Genomic DNA, 18,179 nt, shown 5'->3' on the forward strand with positions numbered 1-18,179 from the left:
CTACCGTACGGTCGAAAAATCTACCGATCGGTTAGGAGTGTGTGGTGCGGACCAGAATCATGAAGGTTCTCAACCGGCTGCGGCCCAGGTCACGATGGCTGCGCCTGGTCCTGGCCGGGCTCGCACTGATCGCACTGGTGGTCACCTTCGCCATCCGCCAGCCCGCTCCGATCGGCCACTGGGACAGCGCCGACGGGCAGGACCGGTTCCTCCGGGCCTACACGGAGGCCTTCGCCGCCCTGCCCGACCCGGCGGAGACCATCGACGTACGCACCGACTTCGGCATCGTCCGCGTCTACCGCTTCGCCGGCACGGCGGACGGCGGCGGTACGAGCACCCCGTTGCTGTTGCTGCCCGGGCGCGCCTCGGCCACCCCGGTCTGGGCGGACAACCTGCCGCTGCTGCTGCCGATCGGCGACGTCTACACCGTCGACCTGCTCGGCGAGCCGGGCATGAGCGTGCAGAACCGCCCGATCAACACCGACGCGGCGCAGGCCGAGTGGCTGCACCAGACCCTCCAGGCGCTCCCGCCGGACAGGTTTCACCTGGTCGGTCTCTCGATCGGGGGCTGGACCGCGGTCAACCTCGCGCTGCACCGACCGGAGCACATCGCGTCGATGACCCTCATCGACCCGGTCCACGTCTTCGGCGACCTGCCGTTCGGCACCATCGTGCGGTCCATCCCGGCCGCGCTGCCCTGGCTGCCCAGGTCGTGGCGGGACAGCTTCAACTCCTACACTGCCGGTGGCGCCCCGGTCGAGGACGAGCCGGTCGCCGACATGATCGAAGCCGGCATGCAGCACTACAAGCTCCGGCTGCCGCAGCCCACCCGGATCAGCGAGGAACGACTCCGTCGACTCGACCTGCCGGTCCTGGCGATCATCGCTGGTGAATCGGTGATGCACGACCCGCAGTCGGCCGCCGAGACCGCACGCCAAACTTTGCCCCGGGGCACGGTCCGGCTCTACCCGGGCGCCTCCCATGCTGTCAACGGCGAGCAGCCCGAACGGATCGCCGAGGATGTCGCCGGCTTCATCGCGCATGCTTCCTGAATGCGGTGCGGCAGCGGTCCGTGGGGCCGGGGCCGGGAGTCTGTCAGAAGAGGGTGGTGGGTTCGACCGGGATCGGCTCGGGCAGCGGGTCCAGCTCCGGCACCCGGGCGCGTACCTCGTCGTGGAAGCGGCGGGCCAGCACCGGCGCGTCGGCGTTGTCCGGGGTGTGGACGAAGACGGTCGGCGACCGGCCCTCGCGCAGCCAGGTCACGGTGGCGTCCACCCAGCGCCGCCAGCCGTGGACGGTGCGCGCCGGGTCGTCCCGGCCGAGGTAACGGACGATCGGCCGGTCGGTGAGCGCGACCGTACGCAGCGGCATCCTGGGCTTCTTCGTCCAGGCGTCCCGCTCGGCGTCGCTGGTCGGCGGGTCGGTGAAGAACGCCGTGGTGTCGAACGGGATCCACTCGGCGTCCGTCTCGGCCAGGGCCGTCTCCAGCAGCCGGGTCGCGCGGGGGTCGGTGAAGAAGACCGGGTCGCGTACCTCTACAGCCGGTCGGTGCGCGGCGGGCAGGCGGCGCAGGAACCGGGCGAGCGTGGGTACGTCGTCCGGGCCGAAGGAGCCGGGCAACTGCACCCAGAGGGCGTACGCCCGGCAGCCGAGCGGCTCGATCGCGTCGAGGAAGGCGCGCATCGGCTGGTCGACGTCGGTGAGGCGGCGTTCGTGGGTGACCACCTTCGGCAGCTTGACCACGAAGCGGAAGTCGGGTCCGGTCTGCTCCGCCCAGGAGGCGACCGTCTCGCGGGCCGGTGTGGCGTAGAAGGTGGTGTTGCCCTCGACCGCATCGCACCAGCCGGCGTAGTGCCGTAGCCGCTCCTGCGCCGGCAGGGGATGGGGGAGCAGCCTGCCCTGCCACGACCGGTGGGTCCACATCGCGCACCCGACGTGCAGTCGCACGGCCACCTGGTCAGCCGGCGTCGACGCGTTCGACGGTGAGGGTGTTGACGCCGGCCGTCGCGTCGATGTCGTAGCGGTCGGTTGCGGAGTTCCACTCGGGCGGGGTGAAGGTCGTGCCACCGGCCACCCCCGAGTGGGTGGCGCCGTCGATGGTGACCGAACCGGCGCCGCCACCGGCGCGTACCTGCACGGGCGCGTCGCCGGCCAGGCGGACGACGACCTGGCTGGCGCCGCCGCCGAGCAGGGTGCGCTGCGTCCCCTCCGGTGCGGGCAGCGTCAGTTCGACCCGGTTCGCGCCGGCGGTGAACTCGACGTCACCGACCCGCGCGCCGCGCAGGTCGAGGTGCTGTTCCTTGGCGCCACCGTTGAGTCGCACGTGCCAGCGGACCGACTCGGCCAGCACCACCTCCACGACCGCCGGACCGTCCCGGTCGGTGCCGCGCAGACTGGTCAGCAGGCTGCCGTCGGTGAGGGAGACCGCGGGACGGACGTTGGCGTCGCGGGGCGTCGACACCCGGTACGCGTCGTCGCCGAGGTCGGCGGTGCGCACCTGGACCACGTCGGCACCGTCGAGCAGGACGAAGGTGGCCTCCCGCAGGTCGCCGACGGCGCCGGTGACGACGTGACCGTCACGGCCGTCGCCCCGGACCGACACCCACGTCCAGGTGGCGACCACCACCACCACGATGACCAGTACGGCCGCACCGATCCACCACCACATCCGTCGTCCGCCGGCTGCCTGAGCGTTCTCCACGTCGCCTCCCGTACATCGATGACCGCACGGGTTACTACCCGCCTGTCACCGACTCTTACGCGTGTCCCGACCGGTGGGCTCACCGGTGCCCGGAAGCGGGCCGACATGTCTGAGCGACATGATCGTGTCGCTCAGACATGTCGTCGCGGAAGCTTAGTGGCTCGGGGTGGCCATTACGGACGGCGACGTCAGGCCCGGGACCACTTCTGGTTGGGGGTGCCGGCGCAGTCCCACAGTTGCAGCCGGCCGCCGTTGTTCGGGTTGTTGTCGCGTACGTCGACGCAGCGGTTCGCGTTGAGGTTCACCAGGTCGCCGGCGGCGTTGAGGGTGAATCGTTGTGCCGGGTTGCCGTTGCAGGTCACGAGGTTGACCTCGGTGCCGTTGGCCGTGCCGGCCCAGGCCGGGTCCATGCACTTGCCCATCGCGCGGATGGTGCCGTCGGCGGCGAAGGTCCACGCCTGTGCGGCGGTGGTGTTGCAGTTCCAGATCTGTAGCGGTGCTCCGTCGACCGGGTTGGCGCCGGGGATGTCGATGCACCGGCCGCTCTGCTGTCCCCGGATCCGGGTGGTGCCGGTGTTGCCGTCCGGGACGTGGCCGTAGACCCGGACGTAGTCGACGAGCATCTGCTGCGGGAACTGGGTGCTGCCGTCGGGGTAGCCGGGCCAGTTGCCGCCGACCGCCACGTTGAGGATCATGAAGAAGGGGTGGTCGAAGACCCAGCGGTTACCGCCGAGCCGGCTCGGGTCGACCCGGAAGAACTCCGACCCGTCGAGGTACCAGCGGATGATGTTCGGCTCCCAGTCCACCCGGTAGGTGTGGAAGGTGTCGGCCAGCGGCTGTCCGATGGTGCGGCTGCCGGTGATCCCGCCGCCGCCGGAATAGCCCGGACCGTGGATGGTGCCGTGCACGGTGTTCGGCTCCCGCCCGACGTTCTCCATGATGTCGATCTCGCCGGAGGCCGGCCAGCCGACGTTGCCGAAGTCGTTGCCGAGCATCCAGAACGCCGGCCAGATCCCCTGCCCCCGGGGAATCTTGATGCGTGCCTCGAACCGCCCGTACGCCTGGCTGAACGTGGCCGCGGTCAGCAGGCGGGCCGAGGTGTACTCGCACCGGCCGTAGTGGCACTGGTAGTTGGCCGGGTTCTCCCGGCGGGCGGTGATGACCAGGTTGCCCTGGCCGTCGTGAACCGCGTTGCTGGTGCTGTTGGTGTAGTACTGCCGTTCGTTGTTGCCCCAGCCGTGGCCGCCGATGTCGAAGCGCCACTTGGACTGGTCGACCGGGGTGCCGGCCGGTGAGTTGAACTCGTCCTGCCAGGTGAGGCCGCCGATCGCGGCGGCGGCCGGTGCGGACTGCACGGGTAGCAGGAGCGCACTGGTGACGAGGGCCGCACCCAGGGCGGCGGCTGCCCGGCGGAGGCTGCGGGAGATGGCGTCCACGATGGAATCTCCTCGGGGGTGGAGGGACGGATACGCTGGCGAGGCGGCTGGAGAGCGCTCTCCGAATCCGAGTCTGTCGATTTCGGCGAAATTAGTCAAGGTTGTTAACAGCGATCATCACTGAGAAGCGGCGTCAACCAATGGTTGACGAGGAGTGGGTCGTCAACCTAAGGTTGACGCATGACTGAACCCGTGCAGCTGAAGAATCCGGTCCGCCTCGACGACCTGATCCAGGTCATCAAGCAGACCCGTACCGACGCCCTCGACCAGCTCAGTGACGCGGTCATGATGGCCGATCACATCGGTGACGTCGCCGACCACCTGATCGGCCACTTCGTGGACCAGGCTCGCCGCTCCGGGGCGTCCTGGACGGAGATCGGTCGCAGCATGGGGGTGAGCAAGCAGGCCGCCCAGAAGCGCTTCGTGGCCTCGTCGTTGGATCCGCAGGAAGGCTTCCAGCGGTTCACTCCCCGCGCCCGCAACGTGGTGCTGGCCTCGCAGAACGAGGCGAAGGCCGCGGGTAACGCCGAGATCACCCCGGCGCACCTGGTGCTCGGCCTGCTGGCCGAACCGGAGGCGCTGGCCGCCAGGGCGCTGGCCGCCGGTGGTGTGTCGGTCGAAGCCGTACGCGAGGCCGCCACGGCGGCGCTGCCGCCATCCTCGGACGAGGTTCCGGACCTGATCCCGTACGACACCGCAGGCAAGAAGGCGCTGGAGTTGACCTTCCGCGAGGCGCTGCGGCTCGGGCACAACTACATCGGCACCGAGCACATCCTGCTGGCCCTGCTGGAGCAGGAGAACGGCGAGGGCGTGCTCACCGGCCTCGGTGTGGACAAGGCCGCCGTCGAGGCGAACATCGCGGCGGCCCTGGCCAAACTGCGGACGTTCGAGTAGCCGATCAGGGCTCGACGGGGAAGCCGTACCGGGCGGCGTGCTCCGGATCGGCCGGATCGATCTGGCGCAGCCCGGCGTCGGCGAGGCGCTTGTTCACCTCGTCGAGCCGCTCCCGCACCAACCGGGCCTCCTCCTCGGTGACCCGTCCCCGGTGCGGCCGGCCGGCGTGCTCGATGGTGCCGTAGTCGACCTTCTCGGCGCTGCGGCGGGCCTTCGGCGGGCGTACCCGCTCGGCGGTCCTCAGCAACTGCGCCATCGGCACGTCGGTGGCCATCGCGTCGAACTCGCTCGCGGTCAGCACCACCCGACGCGGCTCGCCCTGGCCGTGCCGGTCGTGGATCTCGACCACCGCCACGTCCAGCGCCGCGTCGTCGATGCTCTCCACCTCCACCGGGGTGGCGTCCAACTGCACGGGCCCGGCCACCAGGTCAGGATGCTCGAGAACGACGACGCGGACGGCCTCGTCGTCGGCACCCAGCATCGTGCCGCTGAAGTCGGAGACGTGGATCGTCTTCTTGCCCATGGATGTGCCAACTCCTGTCGTGACCCGCGAAGGACCAGCAGACGTTACCCGACAGGTGTGCGAAAGCGCGCGGTGGCTCGCCGCTCTACAGGCTTCCCCGGGGCGCCACCCACTCGGTCGGTTGACCGGTGATCGCGGCGATCCGGTCGTAGTCGGCGTCGTAGTGCAGCACAGTCGCTCCGTGCGTCTCGGCGGTCGCCGCGATTTTTCAAGGCATCAAGATCGGCTTATTGCTGGTGTGTCAGTGGGGGTTCAGGTGGTGTCGTACGGGGCCGGCCGGCAGGCTGTTCAGGTCATGCCAGGAGAGGGTGGCAGGGCGGGTGCGGTGTCCCCGGTAGGGGGTCTGGGTGGGAGGCCGGCCGGTCGCCCCGTGGTGTCGCCAGGCGCGCTCGGGGTCCTGCTGATCACGGTCGTGCGGGTGTTTCGGCATGCCTACACCGTTCCAAAGAAAGTTGTCCATGTATGGAAATGGGTATGACGGTCGATCGATCGTTCAGGTTCCCCGGATCGCGCCCACCTACGCCCCGAACTCACCGGGTCCGTCGTACCGTGAGCGGCGTCGACGGTGACGGACCGGGAGGTGTTGATGCTCGACCGGCGGCTCCACCTGCACCTGGCGACCTGGCTGGGACAGTGGCCGGCCGGCCCGGGCCTGCACGTGGTCGGGTCCGGGCGGCGGACCCGACCCGCCTGGGACGGCCGCCCGCGCCCCGCCATCGCGGTCCACGCCGGGGCCAGCGGCGTGCTCTCCGTGGCGCCCGACCGGGTCGCGGCCGTACGTGAGCTGGTGCGGCGCCCGGACGGGCTGCTGAACGCCCTGCCGGCCGCGGTCGGGTACCCACGCTGGGCCGTGCACGACGACGTCTTCCGGTGGAGCGTCGCGCCGGCGGACCTGCCGGATGTCGGTGAGTGGGCCCCTCCGACCACCCCCGGCCTGCCCTCCTGGCTGCGGCTGTTCGACCGGTCGGTGCTCATCGTGCGCGACCACCGGGGCCGCTACCTGGCCGGCGTCGGGATCAAGCGGCATGACCGGCACGGACACGAACTGGCGGTGGGTACCGTCCCGGCGGCGCGTGGCCGCGGCCTGGCCCGCAGACTGGTGGCCCAGGCGGCTCGCCGGGTGCTCGACGACGGTGCCGTGCCGACCTATCTGCACGACCGGCGCAACGGCGCCTCGGCGCGGGTGGCGGAGGCCGCCGGGTTTCCCGACCGCGGCTGGCGGTCCTACGGCGTCTACCCGAGCTGAACACCGCCCGGCAGGGCGCGGACCGTGGATCCCGGGCCGGATCCACGGTCCGCAGCCTCCCCCCAGGTCCGGGTGCGGCTCCAGTGCCGATCACGCTACGTATCCGGAACCCGCTGGGCAAGCCTCAGCCACCGTCTTGTTGCTGTCCAATTGTGGACTTGACCTGGGAAGAAGCGTTACCTGTCGCCCGACGCGGTCAGTGACGCAGGGTGTGAATCAGACTGACGAACTGCTGAGTCGCCGGCCGCAGTACGCGCAGTCGCGACAGCTACACCAGCCGGTCGACGAGCGGCACCGCGCCGTCGATCAGCCGCAGTGGGCCAGGCCGAGCGCCTCGGCAGCGGCTCGGCCGTTGGCGTGGCTCGCGCCGTACGTGGTGACGAAGGCCCGTACGCGGTCGGGTCGCCAGGTCGCCGGCCAGCCCATCTCCACCACGGCCACCGGATGCGTGGCGGACAGCGCGTCGACCAGCTCCGGGCCGCCGGGCAGCCGGTGCAGGTGGCGGGCGACCAGGACGATCGGCCGGCCGGCGGCGCGTCGGCGCAGGTCGGCCGGATCCGTCTCGGCGGCCACCACCCGAATCTGCTCGGTGCCGTCCAGGTGTGGCCCGAGTCCCCACGGCACCCGACCCTCGGCGATCGTGGAGTTGGCGTGCAACTGCACCACGAGCGACCGGTCCAGCCCGCTCGGCGCGCCCTCCACCCGTACCGCGCGGCGGGCCGCCGCGTACCCGAGGTCGCCGGGGTCGGCGGTGGTGCGGTCGGCGGTCCGGGTCCAGGCGGCGAGGTCCGCGACGCGACCGGCCGCCTGCTCGACGCGGGACCGGTCCAGCCGGCCGTCGCCGAGCGCGGCCACGATCCCGGCGGCCACCCGCTCGACCAGGTCGGCATCGACCTTGGCGCCGATGCAGAGCAGATCGGCACCGGCGGCCAGGGCGCGCACCGCGCCGGGGGCGATGCCGCCGGCGGCCAGGGCGGCACCCTTCATCTCCAGCGCGTCGGTGACGACGACGCCGTCGAAGCCGTACTCGTGGCGCAGCAGGTCCACCAGCACGGTCCGGCTGAACGTGGCGGGCCCGTCCCCGGTCAGCGCGGGTACCCGGATGTGTGCGGTCATCACCGCCTTCGTCCCGGCGGCGACCACCGCGGCGAACGGGGGCAGGTCCCGCCGGCGCAGCAGCTCGGGCGCGACGTCCACGGTGGGTAGTTCGTGGTGCGAGTCCGCCACCGTGGCCCCGTGGCCGGGGAAGTGCTTGGCGCAGGCCGCCACTCCGGCGGCCTGGAGCCCGGCGGTCGCGGCGGCGGCGTGCGCGGCGACCTTCTCCGGGTCGGCGCCGAAGGACCGGGTGCCGATGATCGGGTTGTCGTCGGCGGTGTTGACGTCGACCGTGGGTGCCAGGTCGAGGGTGATGCCCACGCCGGCCAGCTCGGTACCGATGGCCTGGTAGACCCGGCGGGTGAGCGCCACGTCGTCGACCGCGCCGAGGGCGGCGTTGCCCGGGTAGGGACTGCCGGTGGCATGGGCCAGTCGGGTGACGTCGCCGCCCTCCTCGTCGATGGCGATCAGGACGTCGGACCGGCCGCCGCGCAGCGCCGCCGTGCTGGCCGACACCTGCGTCGGTGCGATGACGTTGCCGCCGAACAGGGTGTGTCCGGCGAGCCCGTCGGCGACCAGGTCGACGGCCCACTCGGGCGGGACCGACCCCGGGTACGCGGCCAGTAGGGTGCCCAGCGCCAGTCGGCGCAGTCCTGGATCCAGCCCCACGTGTTCTCTCCTCTCGATGCCGGCCGGCGCGGATCTCGTACCGGGTCGGCGGAGGGTCGCGCTCCCACGTGGCCGATACGCTACGGCTTACCCGTTCGCCTGTCGGTTCTACGGCTTCAAAGGTTCATACAGTTAGCAAAGTTTACTAATACTTGAGGACACATGGCATGAGCGCGACCCGGCTGCCCGGCACCCCACGTCTGTTGCGGGCCCTCAACGACCGCGCGGCGCTGGAACTGCTGCTGGAGCAGGGGCCACTGACCCGGGCCCGGATCGGTGAGCTGACCGGCCTGTCCAAGGTCACCGCCTCGCAACTGGTGGAGCGGCTGGAGGAGCGCGGACTGGTCACCCGCGTCGGCGAGCAGGCCGGGGGCCGCGGACCGAACGCCCAGCTCTACGCCGTACGGCCCGGCAGCGCACACGTGGTGGGCGTCGACGTGGGCCCGGAGCGGGTGGTGGCCGCCTGCGCCGACATCACCGGTACGGTCATCGGGCGCGTCGAGCAGTCCACCCAGGACACCGACGACCCGGTCGGCGTGGTGCACAACGCGGTCGTGCGGGTGGCCGGCAGCGCCGGAGCGCAGCTGTCGAGCGTACGCCGGATCGTGCTCGGCACCCCCGGCCTGGTCGACCCGGGCACCGGCGACATCACCTTCGCGTACAACCTGCCCCGCTGGCATCGGGGTCTGCTCGCCGCACTCCGCGACGACCTGGACACCCCCGTCGTCTTCGAGAACGACGTCAACCTGGCCGCGGTGGCCGAGGCGCAGTCCGGCGCGGCCCAGGGCCTGGCTGACTTCGTCCTGGTCTGGGTCGGTGCCGGTGTCGGTCTGGCGATCATGTTGGGTGGGCGGCTGCACCACGGCAGCAGCGGTGCCGCCGGTGAGATCGGCTACCTGCCGGTGCCCGGCGCTCCCATCCCGCGCGACGTGTCGCGCCGGGCGAAGCCGGCCTTCCAGCAGTTGGCCGGCGCCGACGCGATCCGCGGCCTGGCCCGGGAACACGGCTACCCGGACGCTGCCGCCGCCGACGCGGTCCGGGCCGCGATCGCCGACGGCACCTCGGGTGGGCCGATGCTCGACGAGGTGGCCCGCCGGCTCGCCCTCGGCGTGGCCAGCACCTGTGTGGTGCTGGACCCGCCGCTCGTGGTGCTCGCCGGAGAGGTGGGGCAGGCCGGCGGGGCGGCCCTGGCCGAACGGGTGCAGCACGAGGTCGCCGCGATCACCCTGGTACGGCCCCGGGTGGTGCCGACCGGGCTGATCGAGGAGCCGATCGTGCACGGTGCCCTGCGCACGGCCCTGGACGCCGTCCGCGACGAGGTCTTCGGCTCCACCATCGCCTGACCGGGCGGGGGTCAGATCAGGTCGCGGCGGCGGAAGATGGCGAAGGCCGAGGCGCTGAGGCCGGCGGTGAGCAGCAGCAGCACCGCCAGCGCCGGCTGCCAGGTCAGGGTGTAGCTGCCGTCGCAGAAGCTGTCGACGACGGTCCGGCAGGCGGTGCTGTCCCAGAATCTGACCTCGCCGGCCAGCCACGCGCCGACGTAGCTGGCGAGCATGAGCTGGTCGGGCCGGGCCACCTCGAGGATCTGCAGCACGATCCGCCCACCCAGCTCCCACACCACCAGGTAGGCGGCCACCGCGCCGAGCGCCGCCGCCGTGTGCCGTCCCATCGTCGCGATGGCGAAGCCGGTCGCCGCCGCGAGCAGCACAAGCGTCAACCCGCGCCCCCAGATGGCGCCCAGATCGGCCCAGAAGGCCGTGTTGGTCGGTCCGGGATAGCCGGCGACCTGCGCGATGACCCAGAAGGTGACGAGATAGGTGAGTGAGGCGAGCACCGACACCGTCAGCACCGCCCCGAGCAGTGTGCCGAGCTTGGCGCCGAGCACGGTCAGCCGGCGCGGTCGCCACAGCAGCAGGTTGACCACTCCGCCGGAGTTCAGGTCGGCGCCGATGTACGAGGCGCCGACCAGGAACCCGAAGAGCACCAGGTACGCCACCAGGAAGTAGAGCAGCGGCTCGGCCTGCCGGGTGAAGGTGAACACCCCGGTCAGGTAGTCGGCGGCCACCGGCAACCGGTCGCGCAGCGCCGGGTCCAGTTCGGAGCAGTCCTCCGGCAGGTAGAAACCCTCGTCGCCAGGGAACGGCTGGCCCCGATCCCGGGCCAGGCACCGCTCGTGCTCCAGCTCCAGGCCGCGCAGGTTGGCGGCGGCCTGCCGCTGCGCCTCGGCCAGCTCGACGGCGGAGGGCTGGTGCGACCCGGCCAGCGTGGTCGCCGCGGTCACCCCGAACGCCAGCATCAGCAGCACGATCATCAGCTGTACGAAGCGGCGGGCGCCGAGCCGCTCCAACTCGGCACGGATCAGGTTCACGCGTCCACTCCCCGCATCCCGAGGTCGATCTCCTGGTCGGCGGCCGGACCGCCCGCCGGTGTCGAACCGTCCACCTGCCGGGGCACACCCGGATGCGCCGGCGCGCCGGTCAGCTCCAGGAAGACGCTCTCCAGATCCGGCCGCAGCGGCGTCAGTTCGCGTACCCAGACCCCCTGCTCGCCCAGCGTCCGGCTCACCTCGGTCGGGTCCGGCACCCCGCTGACCACCAGGTGGTCGGCGTGGCCGGTGACGGTCAGCCCGGCGGCCAGCAGCAACTCCTCGGCCCGGGCCAGGTCGTCGGCGCGGACCAGGTGCTCGTTGTGGTCGAAGCCGGCGAGCACCTCGGTGACCGGGCCGGCCGTCACCCGCCGACCCCCCGAGATGATCGTCACGTGGTCGCAGATCAGCTGGATCTCGGCCAGGATGTGGCTGGACACCAGCACCGTGACGCCGTTGGCCGCCAGCGCCCGGACGAGGTCGCGCATCTCCCGGATGCCCGCCGGGTCGAGCCCGTTCGCCGGCTCGTCGAGTATCAGCAGCTCGGGTCGCTTGAGCAGCGCCGACGCCACCGCCAGCCGCTGCTTCATGCCCAGCGAGTAGCCCTTCACCCGCTCGTCGCCCCGGTCGGCCAGGCCGACCTGCTCCAGCACCTCGTCGACCCGGCCGACCGGTACGCCACCGGCGAGGGCGAGCAGCCGCAGCGTCCGGTACCCGGTGAAGTTGCCGTAGAACTGCGGGCTCTCCACGATCGCACCGACCCGGCCGGCGACCTGGGGCAACTGCTCCGGCGCGGTGGCACCGAGCACCCGCATCCGCCCGTCGTCGGCGCGTACCAGCCCGAGCAGCGCGCGCAGGGTGGTCGTCTTTCCCGATCCGTTGGGCCCGAGGAAGCCGTGCACCTGGCCGGCCTCGACCAGCAGGTCGAAGCCGTCGACCGCGACCCGTCGCCCGCGACGCAGGCTGTGGAAGGTCTTGCGGAGACCTTCGATCTCGATGACCCCACTGGTCATTGGCGGCCCTCCGGGCGGGGTGAGCAACGACACGGCGCCTCACCCTACGGCGACGACGCCGGCCCGTGGGGGCACCACGGGCGTGCGTGGTTGGATGGGCTGGTGACTGGTGACCTGATCCCTGGCGCCGCCGGCGCCGCACCCGCCCCCTCGCCCGTGGACGCGGATCTGGTGGTCAGCCTCGACGGCGTCGCCGTACGCCGGTCCGGCACCGCCCTGCTGCACGACGTCGACTGGCGGGTGGAGCTGGACGAACGCTGGGTGGTGCTGGGGCCGAACGGTGCCGGCAAGACCACCCTGCTCAACATCGCCGCCGGGCGACTGCATCCGACCACCGGCACCGCGCACGTGCTGGGCGAGCGGATCGGTCGCACCGACCTCACGGAGCTGCGTACCCGGATCGGGCTGTCCACCGCCGCGCTGGCCGAGCGGGTGCCGGCCGACGAGCGGGTCGTCGACGTGGTGCTGACCGCCGCCTGGTCGGTGGTCGGCCGGTGGCGGGAGGACTACGACCCGGCCGACGAGGCCCGGGCCCGGGCGTTGCTTGACCAACTGGGCGTCAGCGCGTTGGCCGACCGTGCGTACGGCACCCTGTCGGAGGGGGAGCGCAAGCGGACGCAGATCGCCCGGGCGCTGATGACCGACCCGGAGCTGCTGCTGCTCGACGAACCTGCGGCCGGCCTGGACCTGGGCGGCCGGGAGGATCTGGTCGCCCGCCTCGCCGACCTGGCCCAGGATCCGGACGCTCCGGCACTGGTACTGGTCACCCACCACGTCGAGGAGATTCCCCCCGGCTTCACCCACGCGCTGCTGCTGCGCGACGGGACCGTGATGGCGCAGGGCATGCTGGCCGACACCCTCACCGCCGACAACCTCACCAAGACCTTCGGGCTGCCGCTGCTCGTCGAGCGCCACGGCGACCGCTACACCGCCCGCGCCGCCTGAGGCGACGTCCCGCGACAGGGAGGTGCCCGTGCGACAGACCCGCGTCGTGGTGGTGGGCAGCGCCAACATGGACCTGGTCGCGACCGCCGAGGCGTTGCCGCGCCCGGGGGAGACCAGGCTCGGCACCGACTTCGTCACCGTGCCCGGCGGCAAGGGGGCCAACCAGGCCATCGCCGCCGCGAGAGCCGGTGCGGCAAGCGTCTTTCTCGGCGCGATCGGCTCGGACGCCTTCGGGGTGACCCTGCGGGCGCGGATCACCGCCGCCGGGGTCGACACCGGCCAGCTGCGCACCACCTACGGCGCGTCCGGGGTGGCCCTGGTCATGGTCAACGCGCAGGGCGAGAACGCGATCCTGGTGACCCCGGGGGCGAACTCGTCGCTCACCGAGCTGACCGAGACCGAACTCGCCGCCGTACGCGACGCCGACGTCCTGGTCGCGCAGCTGGAGATCCCGGTGGAGACGGTGACCGAGGCGGCGGTGGCGGCCCGCGCCGCCGGAACCCGCGTGGTGCTCAACGCGGCGCCGGCCGTGCCACTGCCGCCGGAACTGCTCGCCGCCGTGGACCTGCTGGTCGTCAACGAGAACGAGGCGCAGGCGTACACCGGGCGGGGGTGGGAGGAACCGCGGGCGCTGCTCGACCTGGTGCCCCGGGCGGTGCTGACCCTCGGTGCCCAGGGTGCCTGGTACGGCGACCGGGACGGCACGGCGGTACACGTGCCGGCGGTGCGGGTGGACACGATCGACTCGACGGCCGCCGGTGACGCCTTCACCGGTGCGCTCGCCGTGGCCTGGGGCGAGGGACGCGACCTGGTGGACGCGGTGCGCTGGGCCTCGGCCGCCGGTGCCGCCTGCGTACGCCGGCTCGGCGCCAGCGTCTCACTGCCGCACCGGGTCGAGATCGACCAGCTTTACGTGCCCGCGTCCTGACCGGGTCAGCGCCGCTCGGTCGGGCTGGGCCGCCCGAGTCGGCGGGCCTGCGCGGCGGCGTCGACGCCGGTACGGAACGCGCGACGGTACGCCGACGGTGAGGTCCGCATCGCCCGGGTGAAGTGGTGACGGTAGGTCACCGGGGCGTCGAAGCCGACGGCCGTCGCGATCTGCCCGACCGGCGCGTCGGTGGTTTCCAGCAGCGCCAGGCTGGCCCGGATGCGTTGCTCGACCAGCCACCGGATGGGGCTGGTGCCGGTGGCTCTCGCGAAATGCCGCAGGTAGGTGCGGGTCGACATGTGGGCCTGCCCGGCCAGCCGGGCCACCGTGAGCGGCTCCGCCAGATGGGCCAGGGCCCAGTCGATGCTGCCGGCGATCCGGTCGTCGTCCGGGTCCACGGCGACCGGTGCCTCGACGAACTGCGCCTGTCCACCGTCGCGGTGCGGTGGGATCACCAGCCGTCGGGCCACCGCGTTGGCCACGACCGAGCCGTGGTCACGTCGTACCACGTGCACGCACAGGTCGAGGCCGGCGGCGCTGCCGGCACTGGTGAGGATGTCCCCGTCGTCGAGGTAGAGCACGTCGGGGTCGACCGTGACCCTCGGGTACCGGCGGGCCAGCAGGTCCGCGTACCGCCAGTGGGTGGCGGCCCGTCGACCGTCGAGCAGGCCGGCACCGGCCAGCGCGAAGGCGCCCGAACAGATGGACAGCAGCCGCGCCCCGGCCCGGTGCGCCCGGCGCAGGGCCGCGACGAGTTCCGGCGACGGTGTGCCGTGCACGTCGGGTACGCCGGCGACGATGACGGTCGCGGCGGCGGCCAGCACGTCGAGGCCGTACGGGCTGTGCAGGTTGGCGCCGCCGAGCAGCGGCACGGGACCCGGTCGCTCGGCGCACAGCCGCAGGTCGTACCAGGGCACGTCGAGCTCCGGCCGGGGCAGCCCGAAGACCTCGGTGACGATCCCGGTCTCGAAACCCGACATCCCGGGGTACGCGAGCACAGCCACACTGCGGTCGACCGGCGTCATGGCCGGATGTTAGCGCAGGACGGCGTGACCGCCACTCGCCCGGCGGTCGGCACCGGTCGACGATCGATCACATGACTCGAACCTTCGCCGTACCGGCCGCCGATCCGTCCACCGCCGTCGCCCACTTCCTCGCCCGACTGCGCTTCGAGACGGACGTGGCCGACGTGCACCACGACCTGACCGCGGAACTGCCCGGCCTGGTCGTGGTCGACTCGCGCGGTGACGCGGCCTGGGCGCAGGGCCACCTGCCCGGCGCCGTGCACCTGCCCACCGACCTGATCGCCGCGCGGGCCGCCGACGCGGTGCCACCCGACGCCTTCGTGGTCACCTACTGCTGGGGCCCCGGCTGCGACGGCGCCACCCGGGCGGCGCTGGAGTTCGCCCGGCTCGGCTACCGGGTCAAGGAGATGCGCGGTGGCTACGAGTACTGGGTGCGGGAGGGTCTGCCCGTGGCGACCGCCACCGGATTCACCCACCGGCCGGTCGACGACCTGACCGCCCCGCGAACCGTCGCCACCTGCGACTGCTGACCGCCCGGCCGACCGTCCGGCCCGCCGGGCGGTCCGCGGGCCGATCAGCCGGCCCGCCGGGCGTTGACCTTGCGGACCGTCAGCTGGAGCGCGGGTCGGGAGGTCAGCCGGCGTCGTCGTTGAGCTTCTCGCCCCGCCGGCGCAGCATCGACAGCCCGGGGATACCCGCCACCGCGAGCTTGAGGTCCCGGGTGACGTCGAGCAGGTCGTGCAGGTCCGGGCCGACCCGGTCCAGGGTGGCCAGGATCGGCAGGACGTCGGCGGTCAGGTGCTGCCGTAGCTTCGGCAACTCGTCGACCAGCCGGACCGCCGCGGTCACCTCCTCGTGGCTGAGCTGCTCGACGAAGTGGGTGGCCATCGGGGCGGCCCGGCGCAGCGCCGGCTCGTACGCCTTCAGCAGTTCGGCGGCGGTGGCGGCGGCCTCCGCCGCCGTACCCACGGTCTCGGCGGCCCGCCCGGCCACCGAACCTGCCGACTCCACGACCACGGCCGCCGCCGCGGCGACCTCGGTGGCGTTGTCCACGGCGGCGGTGGCGGCGGCGCTGATCACCGCGACCTCACGGACCGCCACCTCGGCGTCGGTGACCATCTGGTCGGTCCGGTCCAGGGTCCGCTCGACCCGGTCCACCACGCCGTTGATCCGGGCCAGCAGCGCCTCCACCTCGTCGAGCACCGCGAACGCGCGGGCCGGGATGGCGGCGAAGGACGCGGCCTGGTCGAGGGCGGAACGGGTGAGACCGAGGACCGCGGTCGGCCGGGGAAGGGGGAGTGCCATGCGTTCAAGTGTGCGTCGGGCGGGCCACCACCGCCCGACGACGGTCTCACCCGTCGCTCTGCTGCTCGACGGCGCGTTGCACCGCGCGGTAGATCTGGCCGAACCGCAGCGCGTCCGGCGTGCGCAGCACCAGAACCTCCTGCCGCCGGTACTGCACCCACAGTTCCAGCACCCGGTTACCGCGCTCGTACGAGCGGTCCAGCCAACCGAGCGGTATCTCCAGGAACGGGACGAAGGCGAGCGGCACGATGACGCAGGCGGCGAGCACGATCAGCGCCGGCAGCCACTCGCCCCGGTCCTGGGCTGACCAGGCCAGCGACAGCACACAGATCAGGCCCACCAGGGGAGGCAGCGACAGCAGCAGGACCAGCACGCCCCGGCCGAGCACCCGACCACGTACGGCGAGGGTGGTACGCCCCTTCGCGTGCCAGACGTAGGTGACCTCGGCGATCGGGATGACCTGTCCACCGGCCCGGATCGCCTCGGAGGTCACCTGCACCGCGTCGTCCCGGTAATAGAGGGCCATCACTAAGCCTAAACACCACCGGGCAACCTTCAGTAGTCGGCTGAGCGCTCAGCGTCGACGGGGTGGTATCGGTCGGCCGACCTCCATGGCGCGTTGCACGGCCCGGTAGATCTGCCCGAAGCGCAGCGCGTCCGGGGTGCGCAGCAGTTGCACCGGCCGGCCTCGCCAGCGGATCCAGACCTCCCGCTGCCGGCTGCCCCGGGCGTAGGAGCGGTCGAGGTGTTCGAAGAGGAAGTCGGCGATCGGCCCGACCGCCAGCCCGACCAGCACGGACGCCCCGACGATGGCGATCGTGACGGTTGCCGACCGGTCCAGCCGGATGGCCAGCGCGACTCCGGCGGCGGCGGCCACGAGCGGGGCGACGAGCGCGGCGCCGATGGCGCCCCGACCGGCCAGCACCCGCCAGGAGCGGGTGCCGTGCTGGTGCCAGATCTCGCTGATCTCGGCCAGTGGGTAGACCCGGCCCTCGACGGTGACCGCGGCCGAGGTGACCCGGACCGCCCGGTCGTCGTAGTAGGTGACCACGGCGCGCCGTTCACCCGGCCCGTGCGGCCGGCCCGGGTGTGGCGACGGCGTCGCGGCACGGCCAGTGCGGGGCTCAGGGTGACGAGGGTTCATCGTGCGACTCCCGACCGACGGGGCTGGCACCAGACTACTTACCCCAACGAGCCGGGTCGTAAGGTTGGCACGCGACTTCGACGAGGAAGTGAGGCTCAGCGTGGGCGAGTTCGTGCGGCTGGAGACCCGGGACGGCATCGGCACCATCCGGCTGGAGCGGCCGCCGATGAACGCTCTCAACACCCAGGTGCAGGAGGAGTTGCGCGCCGCCGCGATCGCGGCCACCGCCGACCACGACGTCCGCGCGGTCATCGTGTACGGCGGCGAGAAGGTCTTCGCCGCCGGTGCGGACATCAAGGAGATGGCGGACATGTCCTACGTGGACATGGCCGCGCGGGCCGCCGACCTGTCGAGCGCGCTCGGCGCGATCGCCCGGATCCCCAAGCCCGTGGTCGCCGCGATCACCGGTTACGCGCTGGGCGGCGGCTGTGAGCTGGCGCTGGCCTGTGACTGGCGGGTGGTGGCCGAGGACGCCAAGCTCGGCCAGCCCGAGATCAAGCTGGGCATCATCCCCGGCGCCGGGGGCACCCAGCGGCTGGCCCGGCTGGTCGGGCCGGCCCGGGCCAAGGATCTGATCATGTCGGGGCGGATGGTGGACGCGCCGGAGGCACTGCGGATCGGTCTGGCCGACCGGGTCGCCCCGGCGGCCGAGGTGTACGACACCGCGGTCGCGATGGTGCGGCCGTACCTCACCGGTCCGGTGCAGGCGCTACGGGCGGCCAAGCTGGCCGTCGACGGTGGTCTGGAGATGGATCTGCACTCGGGTCTGGCCTGGGAGAGCCAGCTCTTCGCGGCGCTGTTCGCCACCGACGACCGACGCGAGGGGATGGCGGCCTTCGTGGCGAAGCGGAAGCCGGACTTCACCGGACGCTGAGCGTGCCGAGAATGGT

The 18,179-nt window shown here is 72.3% G+C and carries 19 protein-coding genes and 1 pseudogene; 8 read left to right on the top strand and 12 right to left on the bottom strand.

The window, feature by feature from the left end; genetic code table 11:
- The first annotated feature begins 44 nt into the window (after positions 1-44).
- On the top strand, positions 45-1,052 hold the full coding sequence (locus O7597_RS18255) for an alpha/beta hydrolase (RefSeq protein ID WP_281580238.1): 1,008 nt from the start codon (positions 45-47) through the stop codon (positions 1,050-1,052).
- A 43-nt stretch (positions 1,053-1,095) separates the two neighbouring features.
- Here O7597_RS18255 and O7597_RS18260 read toward each other — a convergent pair whose 3' ends face one another.
- The 3 genes from O7597_RS18260 to O7597_RS18270 form a co-directional block, all read right to left on the bottom strand.
- Entirely contained in the window at positions 1,096-1,923 is an 828-nt protein-coding gene (locus O7597_RS18260) for a DUF72 domain-containing protein (protein WP_281583272.1), read from the bottom strand.
- 34 nt (positions 1,924-1,957) lie between these two features.
- Positions 1,958-2,701 (bottom strand): hypothetical protein, encoded by a 744-nt coding sequence (locus O7597_RS18265; RefSeq protein WP_281580239.1) that lies wholly within the window; start codon positions 2,699-2,701, stop codon positions 1,958-1,960.
- Positions 2,702-2,889: 188 nt separating this feature from the next.
- Entirely contained in the window at positions 2,890-4,137 is a 1,248-nt protein-coding gene (locus tag O7597_RS18270; RefSeq protein ID WP_281580240.1) for a family 16 glycosylhydrolase, read from the bottom strand.
- A 180-nt stretch (positions 4,138-4,317) separates the two neighbouring features.
- Here O7597_RS18270 and O7597_RS18275 point away from each other — a divergent pair, with 180 nt between their 5' ends.
- A complete protein-coding gene (locus tag O7597_RS18275) occupies positions 4,318-5,031 on the top strand; it encodes a Clp protease N-terminal domain-containing protein (protein ID WP_281580241.1) in 714 nt (237 codons plus the stop codon).
- Positions 5,032-5,035: 4 nt separating this feature from the next.
- Here the strand turns inward: O7597_RS18275 and O7597_RS18280 are convergent, their stop codons facing one another.
- A complete protein-coding gene (locus tag O7597_RS18280; RefSeq protein ID WP_281580242.1) occupies positions 5,036-5,554 on the bottom strand; it encodes a hypothetical protein in 519 nt (172 codons plus the stop codon).
- A gap of 85 nt (positions 5,555-5,639) precedes the next feature.
- A pseudogene (locus O7597_RS18285) lies at positions 5,640-5,759 on the bottom strand (VapC toxin family PIN domain ribonuclease); the annotation flags it as partial.
- 381 nt (positions 5,760-6,140) lie between these two features.
- Here O7597_RS18285 and O7597_RS18290 point away from each other — a divergent pair.
- Complete coding sequence (locus tag O7597_RS18290) at positions 6,141-6,800, top strand: GNAT family N-acetyltransferase (protein WP_281583273.1); 660 nt, start codon at positions 6,141-6,143, stop codon at positions 6,798-6,800.
- Between the two features lie 306 nt (positions 6,801-7,106).
- Here the strand turns inward: O7597_RS18290 and O7597_RS18295 are convergent, their stop codons facing one another.
- Positions 7,107-8,564 (bottom strand): glycoside hydrolase family 3 N-terminal domain-containing protein, encoded by a 1,458-nt coding sequence (locus tag O7597_RS18295; protein ID WP_281580243.1) that lies wholly within the window; start codon positions 8,562-8,564, stop codon positions 7,107-7,109.
- A 167-nt stretch (positions 8,565-8,731) separates the two neighbouring features.
- On the opposite strand from O7597_RS18295, the gene O7597_RS18300 reads away from it, so the two are divergent.
- A complete protein-coding gene (locus tag O7597_RS18300; RefSeq protein WP_269739501.1) occupies positions 8,732-9,907 on the top strand; it encodes an ROK family transcriptional regulator in 1,176 nt (391 codons plus the stop codon).
- Positions 9,908-9,918: 11 nt separating this feature from the next.
- Here the strand turns inward: O7597_RS18300 and O7597_RS18305 are convergent, their stop codons facing one another.
- Together O7597_RS18305 and O7597_RS18310 are read right to left on the bottom strand one after the other, a co-directional pair.
- Complete coding sequence (locus O7597_RS18305) at positions 9,919-10,932, bottom strand: ABC transporter permease (protein WP_269739500.1); 1,014 nt, start codon at positions 10,930-10,932, stop codon at positions 9,919-9,921.
- Positions 10,929-11,942, bottom strand: coding sequence for an ATP-binding cassette domain-containing protein (locus O7597_RS18310; RefSeq protein WP_269739499.1), 1,014 nt, complete (start codon positions 11,940-11,942; stop codon positions 10,929-10,931). Before O7597_RS18310 ends, O7597_RS18305 begins: the two co-directional genes overlap by 4 nt.
- A 102-nt stretch (positions 11,943-12,044) precedes the next feature.
- On the opposite strand from O7597_RS18310, the gene O7597_RS18315 reads away from it, so the two are divergent.
- Positions 12,045-12,887 carry an ABC transporter ATP-binding protein gene (locus O7597_RS18315; protein WP_281580244.1) on the top strand — a complete coding sequence of 281 codons (843 nt, stop codon included), beginning with the start codon at positions 12,045-12,047 and terminating at the stop codon, positions 12,885-12,887.
- A gap of 28 nt (positions 12,888-12,915) precedes the next feature.
- A complete protein-coding gene (locus O7597_RS18320) occupies positions 12,916-13,815 on the top strand; it encodes a ribokinase (RefSeq protein ID WP_281580245.1) in 900 nt (299 codons plus the stop codon).
- A 5-nt stretch (positions 13,816-13,820) separates the two neighbouring features.
- Here the strand turns inward: O7597_RS18320 and O7597_RS18325 are convergent, their stop codons facing one another.
- Entirely contained in the window at positions 13,821-14,840 is a 1,020-nt protein-coding gene (locus tag O7597_RS18325) for a helix-turn-helix domain-containing protein (RefSeq protein WP_281580246.1), read from the bottom strand.
- A gap of 71 nt (positions 14,841-14,911) precedes the next feature.
- Between O7597_RS18325 and O7597_RS18330 the strand changes: the two genes are divergently transcribed.
- Positions 14,912-15,370 (top strand): rhodanese-like domain-containing protein, encoded by a 459-nt coding sequence (locus tag O7597_RS18330; protein ID WP_269739495.1) that lies wholly within the window; start codon positions 14,912-14,914, stop codon positions 15,368-15,370.
- A gap of 103 nt (positions 15,371-15,473) precedes the next feature.
- On the opposite strand, the gene O7597_RS18335 is transcribed toward O7597_RS18330, so the two are convergent.
- From O7597_RS18335 to O7597_RS18345, 3 genes are read right to left on the bottom strand one after another with little or no spacing between them, the layout of a single operon-like run.
- Positions 15,474-16,145, bottom strand: coding sequence for a hypothetical protein (locus O7597_RS18335; protein ID WP_269739494.1), 672 nt, complete (start codon positions 16,143-16,145; stop codon positions 15,474-15,476).
- Between the two features lie 46 nt (positions 16,146-16,191).
- A complete protein-coding gene (locus O7597_RS18340) occupies positions 16,192-16,671 on the bottom strand; it encodes a DUF6232 family protein (protein WP_269739493.1) in 480 nt (159 codons plus the stop codon).
- Positions 16,672-16,719: 48 nt separating this feature from the next.
- Entirely contained in the window at positions 16,720-17,196 is a 477-nt protein-coding gene (locus tag O7597_RS18345) for a DUF6232 family protein (protein ID WP_281580247.1), read from the bottom strand.
- A gap of 193 nt (positions 17,197-17,389) precedes the next feature.
- Between O7597_RS18345 and O7597_RS18350 the strand changes: the two genes are divergently transcribed.
- A complete protein-coding gene (locus O7597_RS18350) occupies positions 17,390-18,163 on the top strand; it encodes an enoyl-CoA hydratase-related protein (protein ID WP_269739491.1) in 774 nt (257 codons plus the stop codon).
- The last annotated feature ends 16 nt before the right edge of the window (positions 18,164-18,179 follow it).

Origin of the sequence: Verrucosispora sp. WMMC514, from assembly GCF_027497295.1 — a bacterium.
Classification (GTDB): Bacteria; Actinomycetota; Actinomycetes; order Mycobacteriales; family Micromonosporaceae; genus Micromonospora; species Micromonospora palythoicola.

Bases quoted from the DNA above. Each gene is read 5' to 3' on its own strand.
- O7597_RS18275 (WP_281580241.1), top strand. From the start codon at position 4,318: ATGACTGAACCCGTGCAGCTGAAGAATCCGGTCCGCCTCGACGACCTG.
- O7597_RS18290 (WP_281583273.1), top strand. From the start codon at position 6,141: ATGCTCGACCGGCGGCTCCACCTGCACCTGGCGACCTGGCTGGGACAG.
- O7597_RS18335 (WP_269739494.1), bottom strand. From the start codon at position 16,145: ATGGCACTCCCCCTTCCCCGGCCGACCGCGGTCCTCGGTCTCACCCGT.
- O7597_RS18325 (WP_281580246.1), bottom strand. From the start codon at position 14,840: ATGACGCCGGTCGACCGCAGTGTGGCTGTGCTCGCGTACCCCGGGATG.
- O7597_RS18330 (WP_269739495.1), top strand. From the start codon at position 14,912: ATGACTCGAACCTTCGCCGTACCGGCCGCCGATCCGTCCACCGCCGTC.
- O7597_RS18280 (WP_281580242.1), bottom strand. From the start codon at position 5,554: ATGGGCAAGAAGACGATCCACGTCTCCGACTTCAGCGGCACGATGCTG.
- O7597_RS18300 (WP_269739501.1), top strand. From the start codon at position 8,732: ATGAGCGCGACCCGGCTGCCCGGCACCCCACGTCTGTTGCGGGCCCTC.
- O7597_RS18310 (WP_269739499.1), bottom strand. From the start codon at position 11,942: ATGACCAGTGGGGTCATCGAGATCGAAGGTCTCCGCAAGACCTTCCAC.
- O7597_RS18260 (WP_281583272.1), bottom strand. From the start codon at position 1,923: ATGTGGACCCACCGGTCGTGGCAGGGCAGGCTGCTCCCCCATCCCCTG.
- O7597_RS18340 (WP_269739493.1), bottom strand. From the start codon at position 16,671: ATGGCCCTCTATTACCGGGACGACGCGGTGCAGGTGACCTCCGAGGCG.